At 63.0% G+C, this 17,699-nt stretch carries 13 protein-coding genes; 4 read left to right on the top strand and 9 right to left on the bottom strand.

Features of this window, described 5'->3' with window-relative positions; all coding sequences use genetic code 11:
- Window positions 1-103 precede the first annotated feature (103 nt).
- From KSS97_RS16550 to KSS97_RS16565, 4 genes are all read right to left on the bottom strand, one after another.
- Entirely contained in the window at window positions 104-1,033 is a 930-nt protein-coding gene (locus KSS97_RS16550) for an iron-siderophore ABC transporter substrate-binding protein (protein WP_030141567.1), read from the bottom strand.
- A gap of 63 nt (window positions 1,034-1,096) precedes the next feature.
- Complete coding sequence (locus KSS97_RS16555) at window positions 1,097-2,146, bottom strand: FecCD family ABC transporter permease (protein ID WP_198796743.1); 1,050 nt, start codon at window positions 2,144-2,146, stop codon at window positions 1,097-1,099.
- Window positions 2,143-3,126, bottom strand: a complete 984-nt coding sequence (locus KSS97_RS16560) for a FecCD family ABC transporter permease (RefSeq protein ID WP_030141569.1) — start codon at window positions 3,124-3,126, stop codon at window positions 2,143-2,145. Before KSS97_RS16560 ends, KSS97_RS16555 begins: the two co-directional genes overlap by 4 nt.
- On the bottom strand, window positions 3,123-3,926 hold the full coding sequence (locus KSS97_RS16565; protein ID WP_217859654.1) for an ABC transporter ATP-binding protein: 804 nt from the start codon (window positions 3,924-3,926) through the stop codon (window positions 3,123-3,125). Before KSS97_RS16565 ends, KSS97_RS16560 begins: the two co-directional genes overlap by 4 nt.
- A 290-nt stretch (window positions 3,927-4,216) precedes the next feature.
- On the opposite strand from KSS97_RS16565, the gene KSS97_RS16570 reads away from it, so the two are divergent.
- A complete protein-coding gene (locus KSS97_RS16570; protein WP_217859655.1) occupies window positions 4,217-6,427 on the top strand; it encodes a TonB-dependent siderophore receptor in 2,211 nt (736 codons plus the stop codon).
- A gap of 196 nt (window positions 6,428-6,623) precedes the next feature.
- On the top strand, window positions 6,624-7,838 hold the full coding sequence (locus KSS97_RS16575) for a multidrug effflux MFS transporter (protein WP_030141572.1): 1,215 nt from the start codon (window positions 6,624-6,626) through the stop codon (window positions 7,836-7,838).
- 7 nt (window positions 7,839-7,845) lie between these two features.
- On the opposite strand, the gene fabF is transcribed toward KSS97_RS16575, so the two are convergent.
- The 3 genes from fabF to KSS97_RS16590 are packed head-to-tail and all read right to left on the bottom strand — an operon-like array spanning window position 7,846 to window position 13,297.
- Complete coding sequence (fabF, locus tag KSS97_RS16580) at window positions 7,846-9,132, bottom strand: beta-ketoacyl-ACP synthase II (protein ID WP_217859656.1); 1,287 nt, start codon at window positions 9,130-9,132, stop codon at window positions 7,846-7,848.
- A complete protein-coding gene (locus tag KSS97_RS16585) occupies window positions 9,129-12,191 on the bottom strand; it encodes an efflux RND transporter permease subunit (protein ID WP_217859657.1) in 3,063 nt (1,020 codons plus the stop codon). The genes fabF and KSS97_RS16585 overlap by 4 nt, the downstream gene beginning before the upstream one ends.
- Window positions 12,188-13,297 (bottom strand): efflux RND transporter periplasmic adaptor subunit, encoded by a 1,110-nt coding sequence (locus KSS97_RS16590; protein ID WP_217859658.1) that lies wholly within the window; start codon window positions 13,295-13,297, stop codon window positions 12,188-12,190. The genes KSS97_RS16585 and KSS97_RS16590 overlap by 4 nt, the downstream gene beginning before the upstream one ends.
- Window positions 13,298-13,515: 218 nt before the next feature.
- Here KSS97_RS16590 and KSS97_RS16595 point away from each other — a divergent pair, with 218 nt between their 5' ends.
- Entirely contained in the window at window positions 13,516-14,976 is a 1,461-nt protein-coding gene (locus tag KSS97_RS16595; protein ID WP_217859659.1) for an efflux transporter outer membrane subunit, read from the top strand.
- A gap of 131 nt (window positions 14,977-15,107) precedes the next feature.
- Here KSS97_RS16595 and KSS97_RS16600 read toward each other — a convergent pair whose 3' ends face one another.
- Both KSS97_RS16600 and KSS97_RS16605 read right to left on the bottom strand, forming a co-directional pair.
- Window positions 15,108-15,728, bottom strand: coding sequence for a TetR/AcrR family transcriptional regulator (locus tag KSS97_RS16600; RefSeq protein ID WP_030141577.1), 621 nt, complete (start codon window positions 15,726-15,728; stop codon window positions 15,108-15,110).
- Between the two features lie 103 nt (window positions 15,729-15,831).
- Complete coding sequence (locus KSS97_RS16605) at window positions 15,832-16,788, bottom strand: threonine dehydratase (RefSeq protein WP_217859660.1); 957 nt, start codon at window positions 16,786-16,788, stop codon at window positions 15,832-15,834.
- Between the two features lie 104 nt (window positions 16,789-16,892).
- Here KSS97_RS16605 and KSS97_RS16610 point away from each other — a divergent pair, with 104 nt between their 5' ends.
- Window positions 16,893-17,687: a helix-turn-helix transcriptional regulator gene (locus KSS97_RS16610; protein WP_217859661.1), complete on the top strand. Its 795-nt coding sequence runs from the start codon at window positions 16,893-16,895 to the stop codon at window positions 17,685-17,687.
- Window positions 17,688-17,699: the final 12 nt, after the last annotated feature.

Here is a 17,699-nt window from a genome sequence, read left to right on the forward strand (position 1 = left end):
GATGAGCGTGTTTTTTTCGAGAGCACAAACTAATACAAACGAGTAACAACCGCAATAGAGAATCATTGTCATTAATGACTTTTGTATGACAATCGATACAAAGTCACTTCGCCTGAAGCACGCGTTCTCGCTCGGCAATATGGGACATCAGCAGGTAGGCGGAACCCAGCAAGCCCTGCATCGTATCGGCATAGCGGCTGCGGTTCAGGTAGAGAAACTGGCGGTTCTTCACCGCAAACAGATTCTGCCATTGAGGCGACTGGCGAAACGCAGCCGTGCTGGCTTCCGAATCGAGCAGTTCCTCATAGGTATCGATAATGAAATCACTGTCGAAGTCGCCGATTCGCTCCAGGCTGTAAGGCACGTTCTGGCGCGCCTCGCGATACGCGGCGACACGGCCCAGGCCGAAGTCCTTGATAACGTCATCCATACCGCCACGACCGATCAGCTGGAAACCATCGGTATAGACTTCGAGCGTCGTGACCGTGATGCGCGAAGGGTCCTTGACGCGCTTCTTGAACTCGCTGACGACCCATTCGTATTCGTGGAGCATTTCTTCGTAGCGCTGCTGCTTGCCGACCAGTTCGGCGAGCTGCCTGGCGTAGGTCTTGATGTCGCTTTCCCGCGAGGGCAACAGCACGACCGGTGCGATTTTGCTGAGCTTTTCCTTGAGGTCCGCGTGGTACGACAGGCCGATGATCAGGTCCGGCTTCAACGCAGCGATGGCTTCCAGGTCGGGGGCCTGGTGCGAGCCGATGTACTGGATGCCCGTCACGTCGAAGCGCTCCTGCGCACCCCGGAACACCACGTCCGAGAACAGCTTCTTGCGGCCGGTCGAGCCGCAGGGCTTGATACCCAGCTCCAGCAACTGATCGGTCAAGCTGAAATCGTGCAGGGAGACGATGCAGTGAGGTGAAACAGGTACTTCGACCCGCCCGAAACTGTTCTCGAACACCTTGGTTTCAGCCGCGCCGGCGTGCATCGACATCAATGCCAACGGCACGCACAGCATGCCGAGCAATCCCTGGAACATTCCCTTCACTCTTTCCCGCACGCGTTTTTCTCCAATGTTTTCAAGATATGCATCGCTGTGTCTTCAGCGACTGCGTTGACGCGCCAACAATAGGATCAGATAAGGCGCGCCGATGATGGCGACCACCAGCCCCGCCGGCAACTGCAACGGCGGGAAAAGCCCCCGCCCCAGCGTATCGCCCGCCAATACCAGCAACGCCCCCACCAACGCCGACAACGGCATCAGCGCACCGTGACGATCACCCGCCAGTTGGCGCGCCAGGTGCGGAGCCACCAGCCCGACGAAGGTCATGGTGCCGACATTCGCCACGGCGGCCGCCGTCAGCATGACGCTGCACAGCAACAGGAAAATCATCACGCCGGTGACGTTCAGGCCACGGCTGAGCGCGACTTTTTCGCCCAATTGCAACAGGTTCAACTGACGGTGGAAAAACAGCAACGGAGCCCCCGCCAGCAGCAGCCAGATACCGAGGCTGCGGACCTGAGGCCAACCGGCCCGGTGCAAGCTGCCGCCCAGCCACATCAGCGCCGATTCCACCTGATCGATGTTGCCGTAGGTGATCAACAGGTCGGCCACCGCACTGAGCATGGCAGTCAGCCCGACGCCGACAAGAATCAACCGCAGCGGTGAAATGCCCTGGCGCCACGACAGCAATGCGACGAACAATGCCACGGCCAACCCGCCCGCCAGTGCCGCCAACGGATAGAGTTCCAGCGGCAGCAGCGTGGGCCAGAGCACGATGATCAGCAGCATCGTGACACTGGCGCCCGATTCCACGCCCACGAGGCCCGGCGCCGCCAGCGGATTGCGCGTCAACGACTGCATCAACAGGCCGGCCAGCGACATGGCCATGCCGGCGAGGATCGCCAGCGCGACACGCGGCAAACGCAACTCCCAAAGCAGGTTGCGCATCGCCGAGTCGACCCGCCCAGGGGACCACAAGGCTTGCCAGGCCTGGGCGACACCCAACGAATAGCTACCGACGGTCAAGGCGTACAACGACACGGCCACCAATGTAAACATCAACACCAGCACCCAGATCACATCGATCGGCCGGGCCACCCAAGGCAACAAGGGCAGCGTCCTGGGCAAGGTCAGTCCCAGGCGCGTCATTTGACTTTCCTCAACACCAGCGCAACGAAAATCGGCCCGCCAATCAGTGCCGTGACAATCCCGGTGTTGAGCTCGAAGGGACGCACCACCGTTCGTGCGGCGATGTCCGCCAGGATCAGCAGCAGCGCGCCGAGCAAGGGCGCGGCCAGCAACAGCCGTCGATAATCGTCGCCGAACAACAGGCGCGCAGCGTGAGGCACCACCAGCCCGACAAAGCCGATCGGCCCCGCCAGAGCGACCGCGCACCCCGACAGCAGGACCACGGAGGCCAGGCCGAACAGGCGCATTTTCAACAGGTTGACGCCCATGCCGGCGGCAGCCTGTGGACCCAGTCGATGGGCATTCAATGCCCGGACATTGACCAGGCACAGAAGCATGCCCAACACCACATACGGCCAGACCCACGCCTGCATCGAGCCGCCGGTCACGCCAATCGACCCGGTGAGCCAACGGCGCAGGCTGTCGAGCCCCTGCTGGTCGAGCAACAGCAGGATCGAAGTGATGGCGCTGAACAATGCCGCAATCATCGCCCCGGACAAGGTCAGCCGGATCGGGTTATGCCCGCGGCCCGCCAGCAGCAGGACGCCGACGGCTGCCACCAGCGCGCCACTGAACGCGAACAGCGGGATCATCGACAGGTCGTGCCCCGGCAACACCAACAAGCCGAACACCACGAACAATGCCGCGCCGCTGTTGATGCCGAGGATGCCCGGATCGGCCAATGGGTTGTCGCCCACGGCCTGCATGATCACCCCGGCCAGGCCAAGGCTGGCACCCACCAGCATGGCCACCAACAGGCGCGGCAAGCGGCTGCCGCGAATGACGCTCTGGTCGGCGTTGTCCGGCGCATAAGCCACCAGCGCCTGCCACGCTTCGCTCCAAGGGATGCTCTTGGCGCCAACCGCGAGGTGCAGCAGCGCGGCCAAGCCGATGGCGACCAGCAGGCCCAGCCACACCGGCAATCGCAAACCGTGACTCACATCGCCTCCCGCACAGCCGAGGGCTGGCTACGGGTGGTTTGCGGCACACACAGCGGATCGCCCGAATAAGGGTCGGTGATGATGTGCGCGTCCAGGTCGAAGACTGCCTTGAGATTCTCGCGGGTGAAGACGTCGGCGGGCGTGCCCTGGGCCAGCAAACGGCCTTCGCGCATCATCACCAGGTGATCGGCATAACGCGCGGCCTGGTTCAGGTCATGGAGCACCGCAACGACGGTCTTGCCTTGCTCGCGCAGGTCCACCAGCAGTTCGAGCAAGGTGATCTGATGGGCGATATCGAGAAACGTCGTGGGCTCGTCCAACAGGATCACTGGGGTGTCCTGGGCCAAGGTCATGGCAATCCAGCATCGCTGCAATTGGCCGCCCGACAGCGTGGCCAGCGAACGATCGAGCAAAGGCGCGATGCCCGCCAGGTCGATGGCACGGTCAATGGCCTGCTGATCCTGCTCGGACCACTGGCGCCACCAGCTCTGCCAGGGAAAACGCCCCTGCATCACCAATTCCCGGACGCTCATGCCGGCCGGCGAGGTGGTGCGCTGGGGTAACAACGCCATGCGTTGCGCCAGCGCCCGGCGCGAATACTGGCCCAGGGCCTTGCCGGACAGCTGCACCTCGCCCGCGCTGGGCCGCAGCATGTGCGCCAACACATTAAGCAGCGTGGTCTTGCCGCAGCCGTTCGCCCCGATCAACGCCGTGAAGCAGCCTTCGGGAATATCCAGGCTGACACCGTTGAGAATCTGTTGCTCGCCATAGCTCAGCCGCACGTTGCTGGCTTTCAGCATGACCGTCCCTCCACCGCCCTAGAGGGCCTGATCGAATCGTCCATCGTACCGAACCCTCGCAATCGTTTCCCGGTGACAGCACCGCGAAACCCATCGAGGGCCAAAAAGTGGGGCACAGAATATGTCGAAACTAAAATAATTTCCCTACAAGACTGACAATATTAATGCAAACCCTTATCATTCACAGCCAGATTATGGCCAGTAGACACTAACCTCGCTTGCCTGCCTGACGCCGCTGGACCGGGACAGCAGGCTCGCGAAGATGAAAAACAACCCCAAGGACTTCCTCGATGCTCGAAAGAAAAACAACAGTTGGCACCGATAAACATTACGTCTCGCGTCACCCAGCTTTTCACCTGAGCACTCTGGCCCTGGCCTTGGGGAGCATCTTTTCAGCCCAGGCGATCGCCGCACAGGAAGAGGCCACCGCCAACGCCCCTCTTCAGCTGGGCGAAATCAACATCAATGCCGCCGCGGTGGAAAACCCCACGGCGCCGCTGGCCGGCAAGGTCGCCCTGCGCAACGGCAGCGCCACCAAGTCCAACGCGGCCATTACCGAAACGCCGCAGTCGGTGTCAGTGGTCACGGCCGATGAAATGCGCGATCGCAAATCGGACACCTTGGCGGACGCCCTGAGCTATACCCCGGGCTTCACCAGCCAGCCAAGCAGCTTCAACCGTACCTCCGACCGGTTCCGCATGCGCGGCTTCGACGTCGAGTCCGCCACGGGCGGCTCGCTGCGCGACGGCATGCGCCTGCAATACAACTCTTATGACGGCGTCCAGGAGCCCTATGGCCTGGAACGCGTGGAAGTCGTCCGTGGCGCGGCTTCGGTGCTCTACGGCCAGCTGTCGCCTGGCGGCTTCGTCAACGGTGTCAGCAAACGACCGACCGAAACCCCGCTCCATGAATTGGGGCTGCAATACGGCAACCACGATCGCAAGCAACTGACCGCCGATTTCAGCGGCCCGCTCGGTGACAGCGATGTCCTCAGCTACCGCCTGACCATGCTCAAGCGTGACAGCGACACCCAGCAGGACTACATCAACGACGACAAGCTCTACATCGCCCCGGCCCTGACCTGGCGCCCCGATGAAGACACCTCGCTGACCCTGCTCTCGTTCTACCAGAAGAGCGACACGCGCTTTTCCGCCCCGCTGCCCTATCAATTGGTCAAGGGCGTGGGCAAAGGGCCATTCACCATTGGCCGCCACGATTTCATCGGCGAACCCGACTACGACGACATGAATGGCGAGATGTCCGCCATCGGTTATGAGTTCGAGCACCGATTTGACGAACACACCCGAATCAGCAACAAGCTGCGTTACTACGAAGCGGATGTGAAGTGGAAGTACATGCAGGTTCGGACAGGGAATCCAGTCAATACAGCAGCAGCCACGGGCGTCCTCGCTCGCCAGTACAGTGACCGCCGTGAACGTTCCCGGGCGTTGGCCAGCGACACCAACATCGAAACACGCTGGAACATCGGCGGCGTGGAAAACACCTTCCTGATGGGCGCTGATACCTACGACGCGTCGTACGACTCGCATAACTTCCGGGCCAACTCCACGTCCATCAACATCGGCGACTACAACTACGGGCAGCCAGTGGTAGTGGACAAAAGCCGGAACCGCGATCGCGGTTCGCAGATCGACACCTTCCAGACAGGTATCTACCTGCAGGACCAGATCAAGTTCGACGATCATTGGCTGTTGCTGCTCGGCGGTCGCCATGACTGGGCCGACCAGGACCAGGAAGGCTTCGCAACTGGTCAAAAGCTGAGCCAGGACGACGAATCCACAACCTGGCGCGCCGGCCTGGTGTATCAGGCAGATAACGGCCTGGCCCCTTACATCAGCTACAGCGAATCGTTCTTCCCGGTCGCGGTGGCTGAAGCAACGGGCCGGACCTTCGATCCGACCGAAGGCAAGCAGTACGAAATCGGCATCCGCTACCAGCCTCCTGGCAGCAACACACTGCTCAGTGCAGCCGTCTATGAGTTGACACAGGAAAACGTCGTGAAGCGCGACTTGGCTGGCCTCAATCCCCAGCAGATTGGCGAGCAGCGCTCCCGTGGCCTGGAACTGGAAGCCAAGTCCGACATCACGCCTCAACTGACGGTCATCGCGACGTACGCCTACACCGATGCGCGCATCACCAAAAGCGTAATCCAGAGCGAAGTGGGTCAGCGCAGCGAAGATACGCCTTACCACCAAGCCGCGCTGTGGGCTGACTACAACTTCGCCCTGTTCGGCGTGCCACAGCTGAAAATCGGCGGCGGCGCGCGCTACAAGGGAACCACCCAGGCGTCCGGCATCGATTCGCAAATGCCGGCCTACACGCTGTTCGATGCCATGGCGAGCTACCAGATCGACAAGAATTGGGACATCGCCCTCAACGCCAACAACGTGACGAATAAAAAATACGTCTATTGTGAGGCTGCCATCTGCCGCTACGGCGACGAGCGTGAATTGGTGACCTCCGTCAACTTCCGCTGGTAAAACCTCTGGTTCGGTCGGCGCCGACAGGCGTCGACCGGAGTCATTTCACACCGTACAAACACCTCTCTGCGCCCGTTCGAATTCCCTTCATCGCCCCTGTCCTGCTGAATCCTCTTTTGACCTTGACGCACCGGATTACGATCGTCATATTACGACCATCATAAGCCAGACAAAAACCGGCCAAGGGGATTGATCCATGGAAACTGGAACTGCATCAGCGATTGCAGACGCGCAGCCACACGCATCGAGTCCAGCCCTGACCGGCCGAATCGTCGCGTTGCTCGCCGGCCTCGCGGCCATCGGCATGCTCTCCACCAATATCATCCTCCCGGCGTTCCCGGTCATCGGCGATGACCTCGGCGTGACTGCCCGCGAACTGGGCCTGACACTCTCCAGCTACTTCGTCACGTTTGCCCTGGGCCAGTTGGTGGTCGGGCCGCTGGCTGATCGTTATGGGCGGCGGAAACTGGTGCTGGGCGGACTCTTGGTATTTATCGTCGGCACCGTCATCGCAGGACTCGCCACCACGCTCGATGTCATGATCGCCGGACGCATCGTCCAGGCATTGGGCGTGTGCGCGGCCTCGGTGCTGTCGCGCGCCATCGCTCGGGACCTGTTCGAAGGCGAGACCTTGGCCCGCGCCCTGTCGTTGACGATGGTCGCCACCGCGGCCGCACCCGGTTTTTCGCCGCTGGCCGGCAGCGTCCTGTCCGTCACGCTCGGATGGCGCGCCATCTTCATCCTGGTGGGATTGGCCGCCGTGGTGCTGGCGTTCTTCTATGTACGCGATCTTGGCGAAACCCATCCCGCCGACCGCCGCGCGCCCCACTCCACCGCCAGCGTCGTGCGCGCTTACGCAAGGCTGATGGCGGACAAGCGCTTCATCCTCCCAGCCCTGTCGATGAGCCTGTTGCTTAGCGGCCTGTTCGCCTCTTTCGCCGCCGCCCCGGCCATTCTCATGAAAGGCATCGGCCTGACCTCGGTACAGGCCGGCCTGTATTTCGCTTCGACGGTGTTCGTCGTATTCGCCGCCGGCATGGCCGCACCGCGCCTGGCCCACCGCTACGGCCCGCAAAACATTGCCTTGCTGGGGATTACCTGCGCCATGGTCGGCGGTGGGCTGCTCATCATCGGGCCGGCCCATCCGGGTCTGGGCTGGTATGCCGTTTCGATGGTGACGTTCCTGTGGGGGATGGGGCTGGCGAATCCGTTGGGTACGGCGATCACCATGGGGCCTTTCGGCAAAGAGGCCGGGATGGCCTCGGCGCTGCTGGGTTTTCTCTCCATGGGCGCAGCCGCGTTGACCACCTGGCTCGCCTCCGTGTTGAGCTTTTCGCCCATCACCACCCTGGGCGCGATCCAGGCGTTGACCTGCCTGGTCGCGCTGGTCCTGTTCTTCCTGCGCCGCTGACGCGGCGTCAGTCTTCCCAACGACGGAACAGCACGCTGGCGTTGACACCGCCGAAGCCGAACCCGTTCGACAACGCATGGGTGATCGGCATCTGCCGCGCCTTCAGGCCGACCAGATCGAGCCCGTTGGCCGCCTCATCGGGATGGTGAAGGTTCAGCGTCGGCGGCACGACCTGATCGCGTAGCGCCAAGACCGTGAAAATCGCTTCGATGCCGCCCGCCGCGCCTAACAAATGGCCGGTGGCGGATTTCGTCGACGTAATAGCCACGCCCGCGCCTGCCCCGAACACCGCACGAATCGCCGCCAGCTCACCGGCATCGCCGACCTGGGTGGATGTCGCATGGGCGTTGATGTGCTGTACCTCGGCGGGACTGATATTCGCCTGGCGCAGCGCCTGCTCCATGGCGCGGCGGGCGCCGTTGCCATCTTCCGGACCTGCGGTGAGGTGATAGGCATCGGCGCTGGTCCCGTAACCCACCAATTCTGCCAATGGCTTGGCGCCACGGGCCAGGGCGTGTTCCAGCGACTCGATCACCAGCAACCCGGCACCTTCGGCCATGACGAAGCCGTCTCGATCCCGGTCGAACGGCCGCGAGGCCTCTTGCGGACGCTCGGCGAATCCCGTGGACAGCGCCCGGGCCGCCGCGAAACAACCCAGGGTCACACGATCGATCGCGGCCTCGGTGCCGCCGCAGATGGCAATGTCCGCCTCGTCATTCCTGATCAGCCGGGCGGCGTCGCCAATGGCTTGTACGCCGGCAGCGCAAGCGGTAACGGGCGCACCGAGCGGCCCTTTGAAACCATGCCGGATGGAGACCTGCCCCGCCGCCATGTTGGCCAGGAAAGCCGGCGCGGTGAACGGCGACAACCGCCGCGGACCGCGCGCATCCGTGGTGCGCACCGCATCGGCAATCGTGGCGAAACCACCGACGCCCGAGGAGATGATCGTGGCGGTCCGCTCCTGATCGACGGCTTCGACCGGATGCCAGCCCGCCTGCTCCAGGGCTTCGTGAGCCGCCACCAGGGCGAACTCGATAAAACGGTCCATCTTCTTGCGATCCTTGGGCGCGATAAGGCGCTCCGGGTCGTAACCGGCGACGCCATCCTCTTCCAACGTCGGCACCTGCCCGCCCACGGCGACACCCGTGCCTTCGGTGACATCCGCGGACAGGTTGCGAATGCCGGAATGCCCGGCCAGCAACCGCTTCCAGACCTCTTCGACAACGCAGCCCAGCGGTCCGACCATGCCAACGCCGGTGACGACGATGCGTTTTTGACCTTCGCGATTTTTCATGAAGCCCTCTTCGTCTCAGGACGGATCTTGAACCAGATGGAATACATCGCTGGCAGGAACACCAGCGTCATGATGGTACCGACGAACGTGCCACCGATCAGGGTGTAGGCCAGCGTTCCCCAGAACACCGAATGGGTCAGGGGAATGAACGCCAGGATCGCCGCCAGCGCCGTGAGCAGCACCGGTCGCGCCCGCTGCACCGTGGCTTCGATCACCGCGTGGAACGGATCGAGACCTTCGCTGGCATTGTGATGGATTTGCCCGATCAGGATCAGCGTATTGCGCATCAGGATCCCCGACAAAGCGATCAGGCCGACCAGCGCGTTGATACCGAAGGGCTGGTTGAAGATCAGCAACGTCGGCACCACGCCGATCAGCCCCAGCGGCGCGGTCATGAACACCATGATCATGGCCGAGATCGAACGGACCTGCAGGATGATGATCAGCAACGTCATCGCGACCATGATCGGCACCAGCGGCACGATGGCCTTGCCGGCCTTGCCCGACTCCTCAATGGCACCCGCCTGCTCGATCCGGTAACCGGCGGGCAGGCTGTCGATGACCGGCTGCAATTGCTTGATGATCGCGCTGGAGACGTCCGGTGGCTGCAAGCCCTCGGCGATGTCGCCGCGCACGGTCATGGTCGGGGTGCGATCACGACGGCGCAGGATCGGGTCCTCCATGCGCACATCGACTTCGCCGACCTGGGACAGCGGAACACGCTGGCCCGTCGCGCCCACCAGGGTGAAGCCTTCGATCTTGGCCGGATCGAGGCGGATCTCCCCCGCTGCGCGGCCGACCACCTGCACCGAACGGATGTCCTCGCGAACCGCCGTGATCGGCACGCCAGTAAGCAGGAATTGCAGCTGCTGGGCGACCGCGTTGGAGGTCAGCCCTACGGCCTGCAAACGGTCCTGGTCCAGGTTGAAATGCAGGGTCGGCACCAAGGGTCCCCAGTCGGTGTTGACGGTCCTCATCAGCGGGCTCGCCTGCATGATGCCCTGGACCTGGCTGGCGATCTCGCGCAGCTTCGAAGGGTCGGGCCCCATCACCCGATACGCCACCGGGAACGGTGAGTACGGGCCAAACACCAGTTGCGTCACCCGCACCCGCGCCTCGGGCGCGAGCCCATCGGCGACCGCTTGGCGGAGGCGGAACTTGAGGGCTTCGCGCGCCTCCTGGCTGTCCGTCAGCACGACAATCTTCGCAAACGACGGATCGGGGAGTTCCGGCGCCATCGCCAGGTAGAAACGCGGCGCGCCTTGGCCGATATAAGCAGTGACGATCCGAGCCTCTTCCTGCTGATGCAGCCAGGCCTCGACCTTGGCGGTGGTGGCACTCGTCTGCTCGATGGAGGTGCCGTACGGCATCTGCACTTCCACCAGCACCTCCGGCCGGTCCGAAGTCGGGAAGAACTGTTTCTTGACCAGGCCCATGCCGAGGATCGCCACCACGAATGTCGCGATCACCGTACCGGCTACCCACCATTTGCGCGCGATGACCCGCGTCAGCACCAGGCGGAAGCGGTTGTAATGGCGAGTGTTGTAGATGGCCGCGTGGCCGCCTTCGACCCGCTTGATGTCGGGCAACAGTTTCACGCCCAGGTACGGCGTGAAGGCTACCGCGACCACCCAGGAAGCGATCAGGGCGATGCCGACGATCCAGAACATGTTGCTGGTGTACTCGCCGGCGGTCGATTGGGCGAAACCGTTGGGCATGAAGCCGATGGCGGTCACCAGCGTGCCGGACAGCATCGGCGCGGCCGTGTGGCTCCAGGCGTATGCCGAAGCCTTGATCCGGTCGTAGCCCTCCTCCATTTTCACCACCATCATTTCGATGGCGATGATCGCGTCGTCCACCAGCAACCCGAGCGCGAGGATCAATGAACCAAGGGTGATGCGGTCGAAATTCTTGCCGGTGGCGGCCATGACCACGAACACCACGGCCAACGTCAACGGCACAGCCGCTGCGACCACGACACCGACGCGCCAGCCCATGCTGAGGAAGCAGACGATCATCACCACCAGCAGCGCGACGAAGAACTTGACCATGAACTCGCCGACCGCCGAGTCGATATTCACCGACTGGTCGGTGACTTTGCTCAGGGTCATGCCCAGCGGCATGCCCTCGTTGATCTTGCCCGTCTCGGCGTCCAGCGCCTTGCCCAGGTCCAGGCCATTCCAGCCCTCGCGCATGATGACGCCCAGCAGCAGCGCCTCTTCGCCGCCGCTGCGCACCAGGAATGAGGCCGGGTCTTCATAACCGCGCTCGACGGTGGCCACGTCCGACAGTTTCAGCGAGCGCCCCTGGACCGTGACCGGCGTGTCGCGAATCTTCTGCAGCCTGTCGAAGGCACCGTCCAGGCGCAGGAAAACCTGCGGCCCGGCGGTTTCGATGGAGCCGGCGGGTGTGAGCATGTTCTGGCTGTTGAGGGCGGCGAAAATATCCTGGGGCGAAACACCGAGGGTCGCCAGGCGATCATGGGAAAACGACACGAAGATCCGTTCGGCCTGTTCGCCAATGATGTTGACCTTCTTCACGCCCGGTACGTGCAGCAACCGTTGGCGCAACGCCTCGGCATCGCGCACCAGCAGGCGCTGCGGCTCGCCCTTGGCTTTCAACGCGAACAACGCGAAGGTCACGTCGGCAAACTCGTCGTTGACCATCGGCCCGATGACACCCGCCGGCAGCTTGATCGCCTCGTCGGCCAGTTTCTTGCGCGCCTGGTAGAACTCTTCCTGCACCTGCGACGGTGGCGTGCGGTCGACCAGCGACACCATGGTGAAGGCAAGTCCGGGGCGGGTGTAGGTTTCCGTGCGGTCGTACCACTTCAATTCTTGCAGGCGTTTTTCCAGCGGTTCGGCGACTTGGTCCTGCATCTCCTGGGCCGTCGCGCCCGGCCAGGCCGTGATGACCGTCAGTTGCTTGACCGTGAACGGTGGATCCTCGGCGCGGCCCAACTGGAAGAACGCGAGGACACCCGCGACGGCGATCAGGAACAACAGGAAAACGGTGATGGAGCGCTCGCGAACGGCGAGCGCGGACAGGTTGAAGCTCATGGGTGATTCCCCGCAACCTTGACGTCGCCCGGAGGAGCCACATTCACCGCCTCGCCTTCGTGCAACAGATGCGTGCCCAGCGCGACGATCCGTTCACCCATTCTCAAGTCGCCGGAGACCTGCGCGGCATCGTCGCTCAAGCCGAGGACCTGGACGGGGCGCCAGGCGACTTTCGCCGGCTCACCCGTGATAACCCAGACGCCGGTGCCCTTGCCCGCATCATGCACGGCGGCAATCGGTACTTGCAGCACCTGCCCTTGCCGAGCGCCCGTGGCGATCCGAAGCGTGACGGTCGAACCCAGCGGCGCATTGCCCAGCGCGCCCTCCAATACATACCGCGCCTCGAAGGTACGCGTCACGCGGTCGGCGGAATCCGACAGCAACCGCAACTTCGCGCTGACCACTTGCGAAGCGTTGCCATACAGCGTTGCCTGCGCAGTGGCCCCCGGGGCGGGCCGCAGCGTTTCGGGCAATTGCACAACGGCTTCGCGTTGACCGGCCCGCGCCAGTCGAACCACGATTTGTCCTGGGGCAACGACTTGCCCGGGCTCGGCCAATGTCTCCATCACCACGCCATCGGCGTCGGCGAGCAGCACGGCGTAGCCGGAAGCGTTGCGGGCCACATCGGCCTGGGCCTGGGCCGCGCTGAGCTGTGCCTTTGCAGTATCGGCGGCGGCCTTGATCTGGTCGTAGCCCGAGGCAGAGATGGCGCCGGCGGCGACCAGTTCCCGATAACGAGCCTCATCGTCGGCGGTCTGCTTGGCCCTGGCCCGGGCGGCGGCGACAGCCTCTTCCTGGGCCCGCGCCTGCAGGCCGAGATCGATGGGGTCCAGACGCATCAGCGGTTGCCCGCGCTTGACGGTCTGGCCGGTATCGACCAGGCGCTCCAGCACCTTGCCCGACACGCGGAAGCCCAGGTCGCTCTGGACCCTGGCCGTGACTACGCCGGTGAAGGAACGTGAGATCTCGGGTGAGCCCAATACTTCGGCCACCCTCACCAAGGGCGCCGCCGTGCGTGGATCTTTCGCGGTGGATGACTCGCCACACGCCGTCAGGACGAGAGGCAACAGGCAAGCGGCAAGGGTGACAGGTCGACGCCGAAGCATAGGATCCCTTTCTTGAACGGACAGGATGGAGAGCGCATTCTCATTCTCGTGACCATTTCTGTCAATCGTCACAAACCAGTCAATTTGCCTCCCCCCAAGGATCCCTTGTTACCGGACCACCATCCTCATGAATCCCGTCGACCACCCTAACGAGCACGATTGACAGGATGTGACCATACCGTAATATGGTCACAATCTACGTCCCCCAAGGAAACGCCATGCCTCCCCTCCGCCCACTTGCTCTTCTACTGGGCACCTGCTTGATGGCAGGGTGCGCAGTCGGCCCGGATTACCATCGTCCGGTCGCCCCGCTTTCGAGTCGGTACCTGGGCCAACCTTCGGTCGAACAGCGGTCCTCGACCAGCCAGGCCGATTTGATTGCCTGGTGGGAAAGCTTTGGCGACCCCATGCTTGCCGGCTTCGTCGTCCAGGCGTTGGAACAGAACCTGGACCTGGCGCAGGCATCTGCGCGGGTGATGCAGGCTCGGGCGGGACTGGGTGCGGCGAACGCCGCTTTACTGCCCTCGGGCAACATCAACGGCCAGGCCGCGCGCGCCTACCAATCGGTCGAGACGCCGCTCGGCCAGGTGCTGGATTTCACGCCTGGCTATGATCGATACGGAAGTTCCTACGAGCTCAACCTCGGCGCCAGTTGGGAGATAGATGCCTTTGGTGGCCTGCGGCGCGGACGCGAAGCGGCGCTGGCCGATTACCAGGCATCCGAGGCAGGCGCTGTCGCCACACGACTGGCCATCGCCGCGCAAGTCGCCGATACCTACATCACGGTTCGTGGATTGCAGGCCCGGCTGGACATTGCCAACCGACAGGTCAGGACGCAGCAAGACCTGCTGGAAAAAGTCCAGTTGCTCTATGAAAAGGGCCTTGCTGCCAGTTATCAGGTTCGCCAGGCCGAGGGGCAATTGGCACAAGTCCAGGCAACGGTACCGGTCCTGCAGACCGGGTTGGATGCAGCGACGAACGCCCTGGATGTCATGCTCGGCACGCCGCCCGGCACTCATCGACCACAACTGGCCGAGCGCCGCGAGATTCCCCTTGCGCCGCAAATAACTGCCATGGGAACCCCTGCGGACCTGCTGCGCCGCCGGCCAGACCTCATCGTCGCCGAGCGCCGCCTGGCGGCGTCCAATGCTCGCATCGGCGAAGCCGTCGCCGAGTACTATCCGAAGTTTTCCCTGAGCGCCCTGCTCGGCAGCGCCACGGCAATATCGAGCAGTAACCTGTTCAGCGGCGGCGCCAGCCAGTCGGCGGGCGTGCTGGGCCTGCGTTGGAGGCTGTTCGATTTTGGCCGCATCAACGCCCGGATCGACCAGGCCAAGGGACAGGAAGCCGAAGCGCTGGCCGCTTATCGCCAATCCGTGCTGCGCGCCACCGAAGACGTCGAAAATGCCTTCAGCGCCCTGGTCAATCGCGAAGCCCAGGCAACCACCCTCACCCAAGGCGAAACGTCTTTGAGCCAGGCCCGCCAATCCTCCTTTGTCGCCTATCAGAAAGGCACCGCGAGCCTGATCGATGTGCTCAATGCCGACGAGACGCTGTTGCGCACCTCCGATACCCGAGCGCAAGCGCGAACGGAATCGGCACGGGCAGCGGTCGCGGCATTCAGGGCGCTTGGCGGTGGCTGGCAGTCGCCAGGGGAAGGCTCGCTGGCGACTCGGTGAGCGTGGAGCGTCCTGACTGCAAAACAGACTTGAGAACGAATCCGTAGCCACAAGCGTGACCATCACACAAAATGGTCACGCTTCTGTTCAATCTGCTTTAGGACCGCATGGACGCGCCGTCAGTCGAAGCCTCAGGGCATCAGGCTGCGCAAAATAAGATTGGCGGTCAGCGCTGGGCCCTCTTCGACGAAGTCCAGGCTGTGCTGCAGCAATAACGGATTGACGAAAGGCCGCAGGGTCAAGTGGATGGCATCCACGGTTTCGTCCAGTGGCGTGCGACGTTCAAACTCACCGAGTTCGCGGCCCTCGCGAATGATCTGCAACACGAATTCCTTGATCCTGGCGTCGTAGACGCGGGAGCTGGGCCAGCGTTCCGAAGCAGAGAAGGCCGCGATGTCGTAGAGCTTCCGGTCGTTGAAGAACAGGCTCACCCCGGTAACCACCAAGGTCTTGACCAGCCGACGAAAACGCTCGGTCGCAGAAATTCCTTCTTCATTGATGGCCTTGTCCACGGCGTCGACGATCGTCGACAGACAATTGGAGCAGATGGCTTCGCCAATTGCCTGCTTGGAGTCGAAGAACTTGTAGATGTACGCCTTGGAAAATCCGATGGCCTTGGCCAGGTCGGAAACCGTGGTCTTGCCGAAGCCGTACTGGCTGAAATGTTCGTGGGCAGCCGCGATGATCTGGTCACGAATTTCGTGATCGGCTGGGCCGCGGGCGCTGGGCGGTGCTATCGATGGCTGGTTCATGGGGGCAGCTTACGCATCCCAAGGAGGGTTGACAACTTATGACCAAATTAAGATTCAGTCACAAACTGACCGCCAGTTGCTTCGATAAACCGCCATACCGCAACTACCCGATCACCCGCGCATACACCGACCTGTCGACATTGCCACCGGACAGAATCACTCCGACCTTTTTCCCCTCCATCTCCGCGCGCTCCTGGACAAGCGCCGCCAACGCCGCGGCCCCGGCACCTTCGGCCAGATTGTGGGTGTCGGTGTAATAGACGCGCATGGCCTCGGCAATCTCCTCATCGTTGACCGCTACGATCCGCGCCGCCCCGGCGCTATAGATGGCGAAGGCTTCTGGAATCGGCTTGCGCACAGCGAGACCGTCGGCGAAGGTATTGGCCGAGGGGGTTTCGTGGATTTCAGCCGCTTCAAACGATAGTTTCGCCGCCATCGCCTCGGTGGAGACCACGCCCACGATTTGGGTCTGCAAGCCGAGGGCATCGCGGGCGGCGATGACCGCGCAGATTCCCGAGCCACAGCCAATCGGCACGTAGACGGTGTGCAGGTCAGGCGTAGCCTTGAACAACTCCAGCGCATAGGTGGCGACGCCCTTGACCAGCTCGGAGTGAAACGGTGGTACGAGATAGAGTCCATGGGTTTGCGCCAGGCGCGCCGCCTCTTCCCGGGCCTCGTCAAAATCGCGGCCATATTCGACCACCTCGCCGCCGAAACCGCGCATGGCGTTATTCTTCTCGATCGAGTTGCCCTCCGGCACCACGATCAACGCCCGCAGTCCCGCCGCGCTGGCCGCCAGCGCCAGGCTCTGGCCGTGGTTGCCCCGGGTCGCGGTGACGATCCCGTTCACGTGCGGATGCTCGCGCTTGAGCCACTGCATGAAGGTGATGCCGCCGCGCACCTTGAACGCGCCCGTCGGGGTATGGTTTTCATGCTTGATCCACACCGTGCAACCCAACCGCTCCGCCAGCAAGGGCCAGGCATACTGCGCGGTGGCGGGCATGACCTGATAGACCTGGCGAGCCGCTTGTTCGATATCGTCGTACGTCAATGTGTGCATGGTCGGTCTCCTGTGGTTTTGCCCAGTCTAGGCAGGGTCATCGAACCCAGGCTTTCAAAAAACCGACCTGACTTTTATGCCGCCCCTTCACTACTATGGACACCATGAGCCATCGAAACCGCCCCCAGCCACCAAGCCCGACTGAATCGACCCGTCGCATCGAGGCCGGCCCGTGGTTGATCGAATTGCTCCCCGGCAGCGCCTACGCGGCCCGATACGTCGCGACCCAGGCGGCGATCGGCTTTGCCTTCGACAGCCAGCGCGGCCAGCACGCCATCGGCAGTGATCGGGTACTGCCTTTCAATGCGATGCCCAACGGCCTGGCGTTCGTCCCGGCCCAGTGTGATGTGTATTCCGAGTCGCCCCACGGCGGTGAATACCTGCGGGTGATGCGCACCGACGGCGTCGTGTTGGCGGGCGATCGAGCCTTCAACAACCGCATCGACCCGCGCGCCATCGCCCTCGCGCAACGCATGCGTCGTGCGCTGCTGCTCGGCTCGTTCGACGACGATTGGGAAGCCTGGGCCCACGCGCTGGCTGAACGCGCAGCATCGGAAAAAGCCCTGTCGGCACGGCCCCAAGGCTCTATCACCGACAGCCGCATGCGTCTGCTGGATGAGTTCATCGATGCTGGCCTCGACCAACCGTTGGGCGTGCGAGCCATGGCGCAACTGCTGGGATTATCCGAGGGGTATTTCATGCGGGCCTTCAAGATCGCGACCGGTAAAAGCCCCCACGGCTACCTGATCGACCGACGCCTGGCCAAGGCCCGGGCGCTGATACGAGACTCCTCGGCGACCCTCGCAGAAATCGCCCACGCCTGCGGCTTCAGCTCACAGGCACACATGGCAACGACGTTCAAGCAGCGTCTTGGGGTGAGCCCGACACGATTGCGTTAAATGACGAAGTGC

It is taken from the genome of Pseudomonas alvandae, assembly GCF_019141525.1.
Lineage (GTDB): Bacteria > Pseudomonadota > Gammaproteobacteria > Pseudomonadales > Pseudomonadaceae > Aquipseudomonas > Aquipseudomonas alvandae.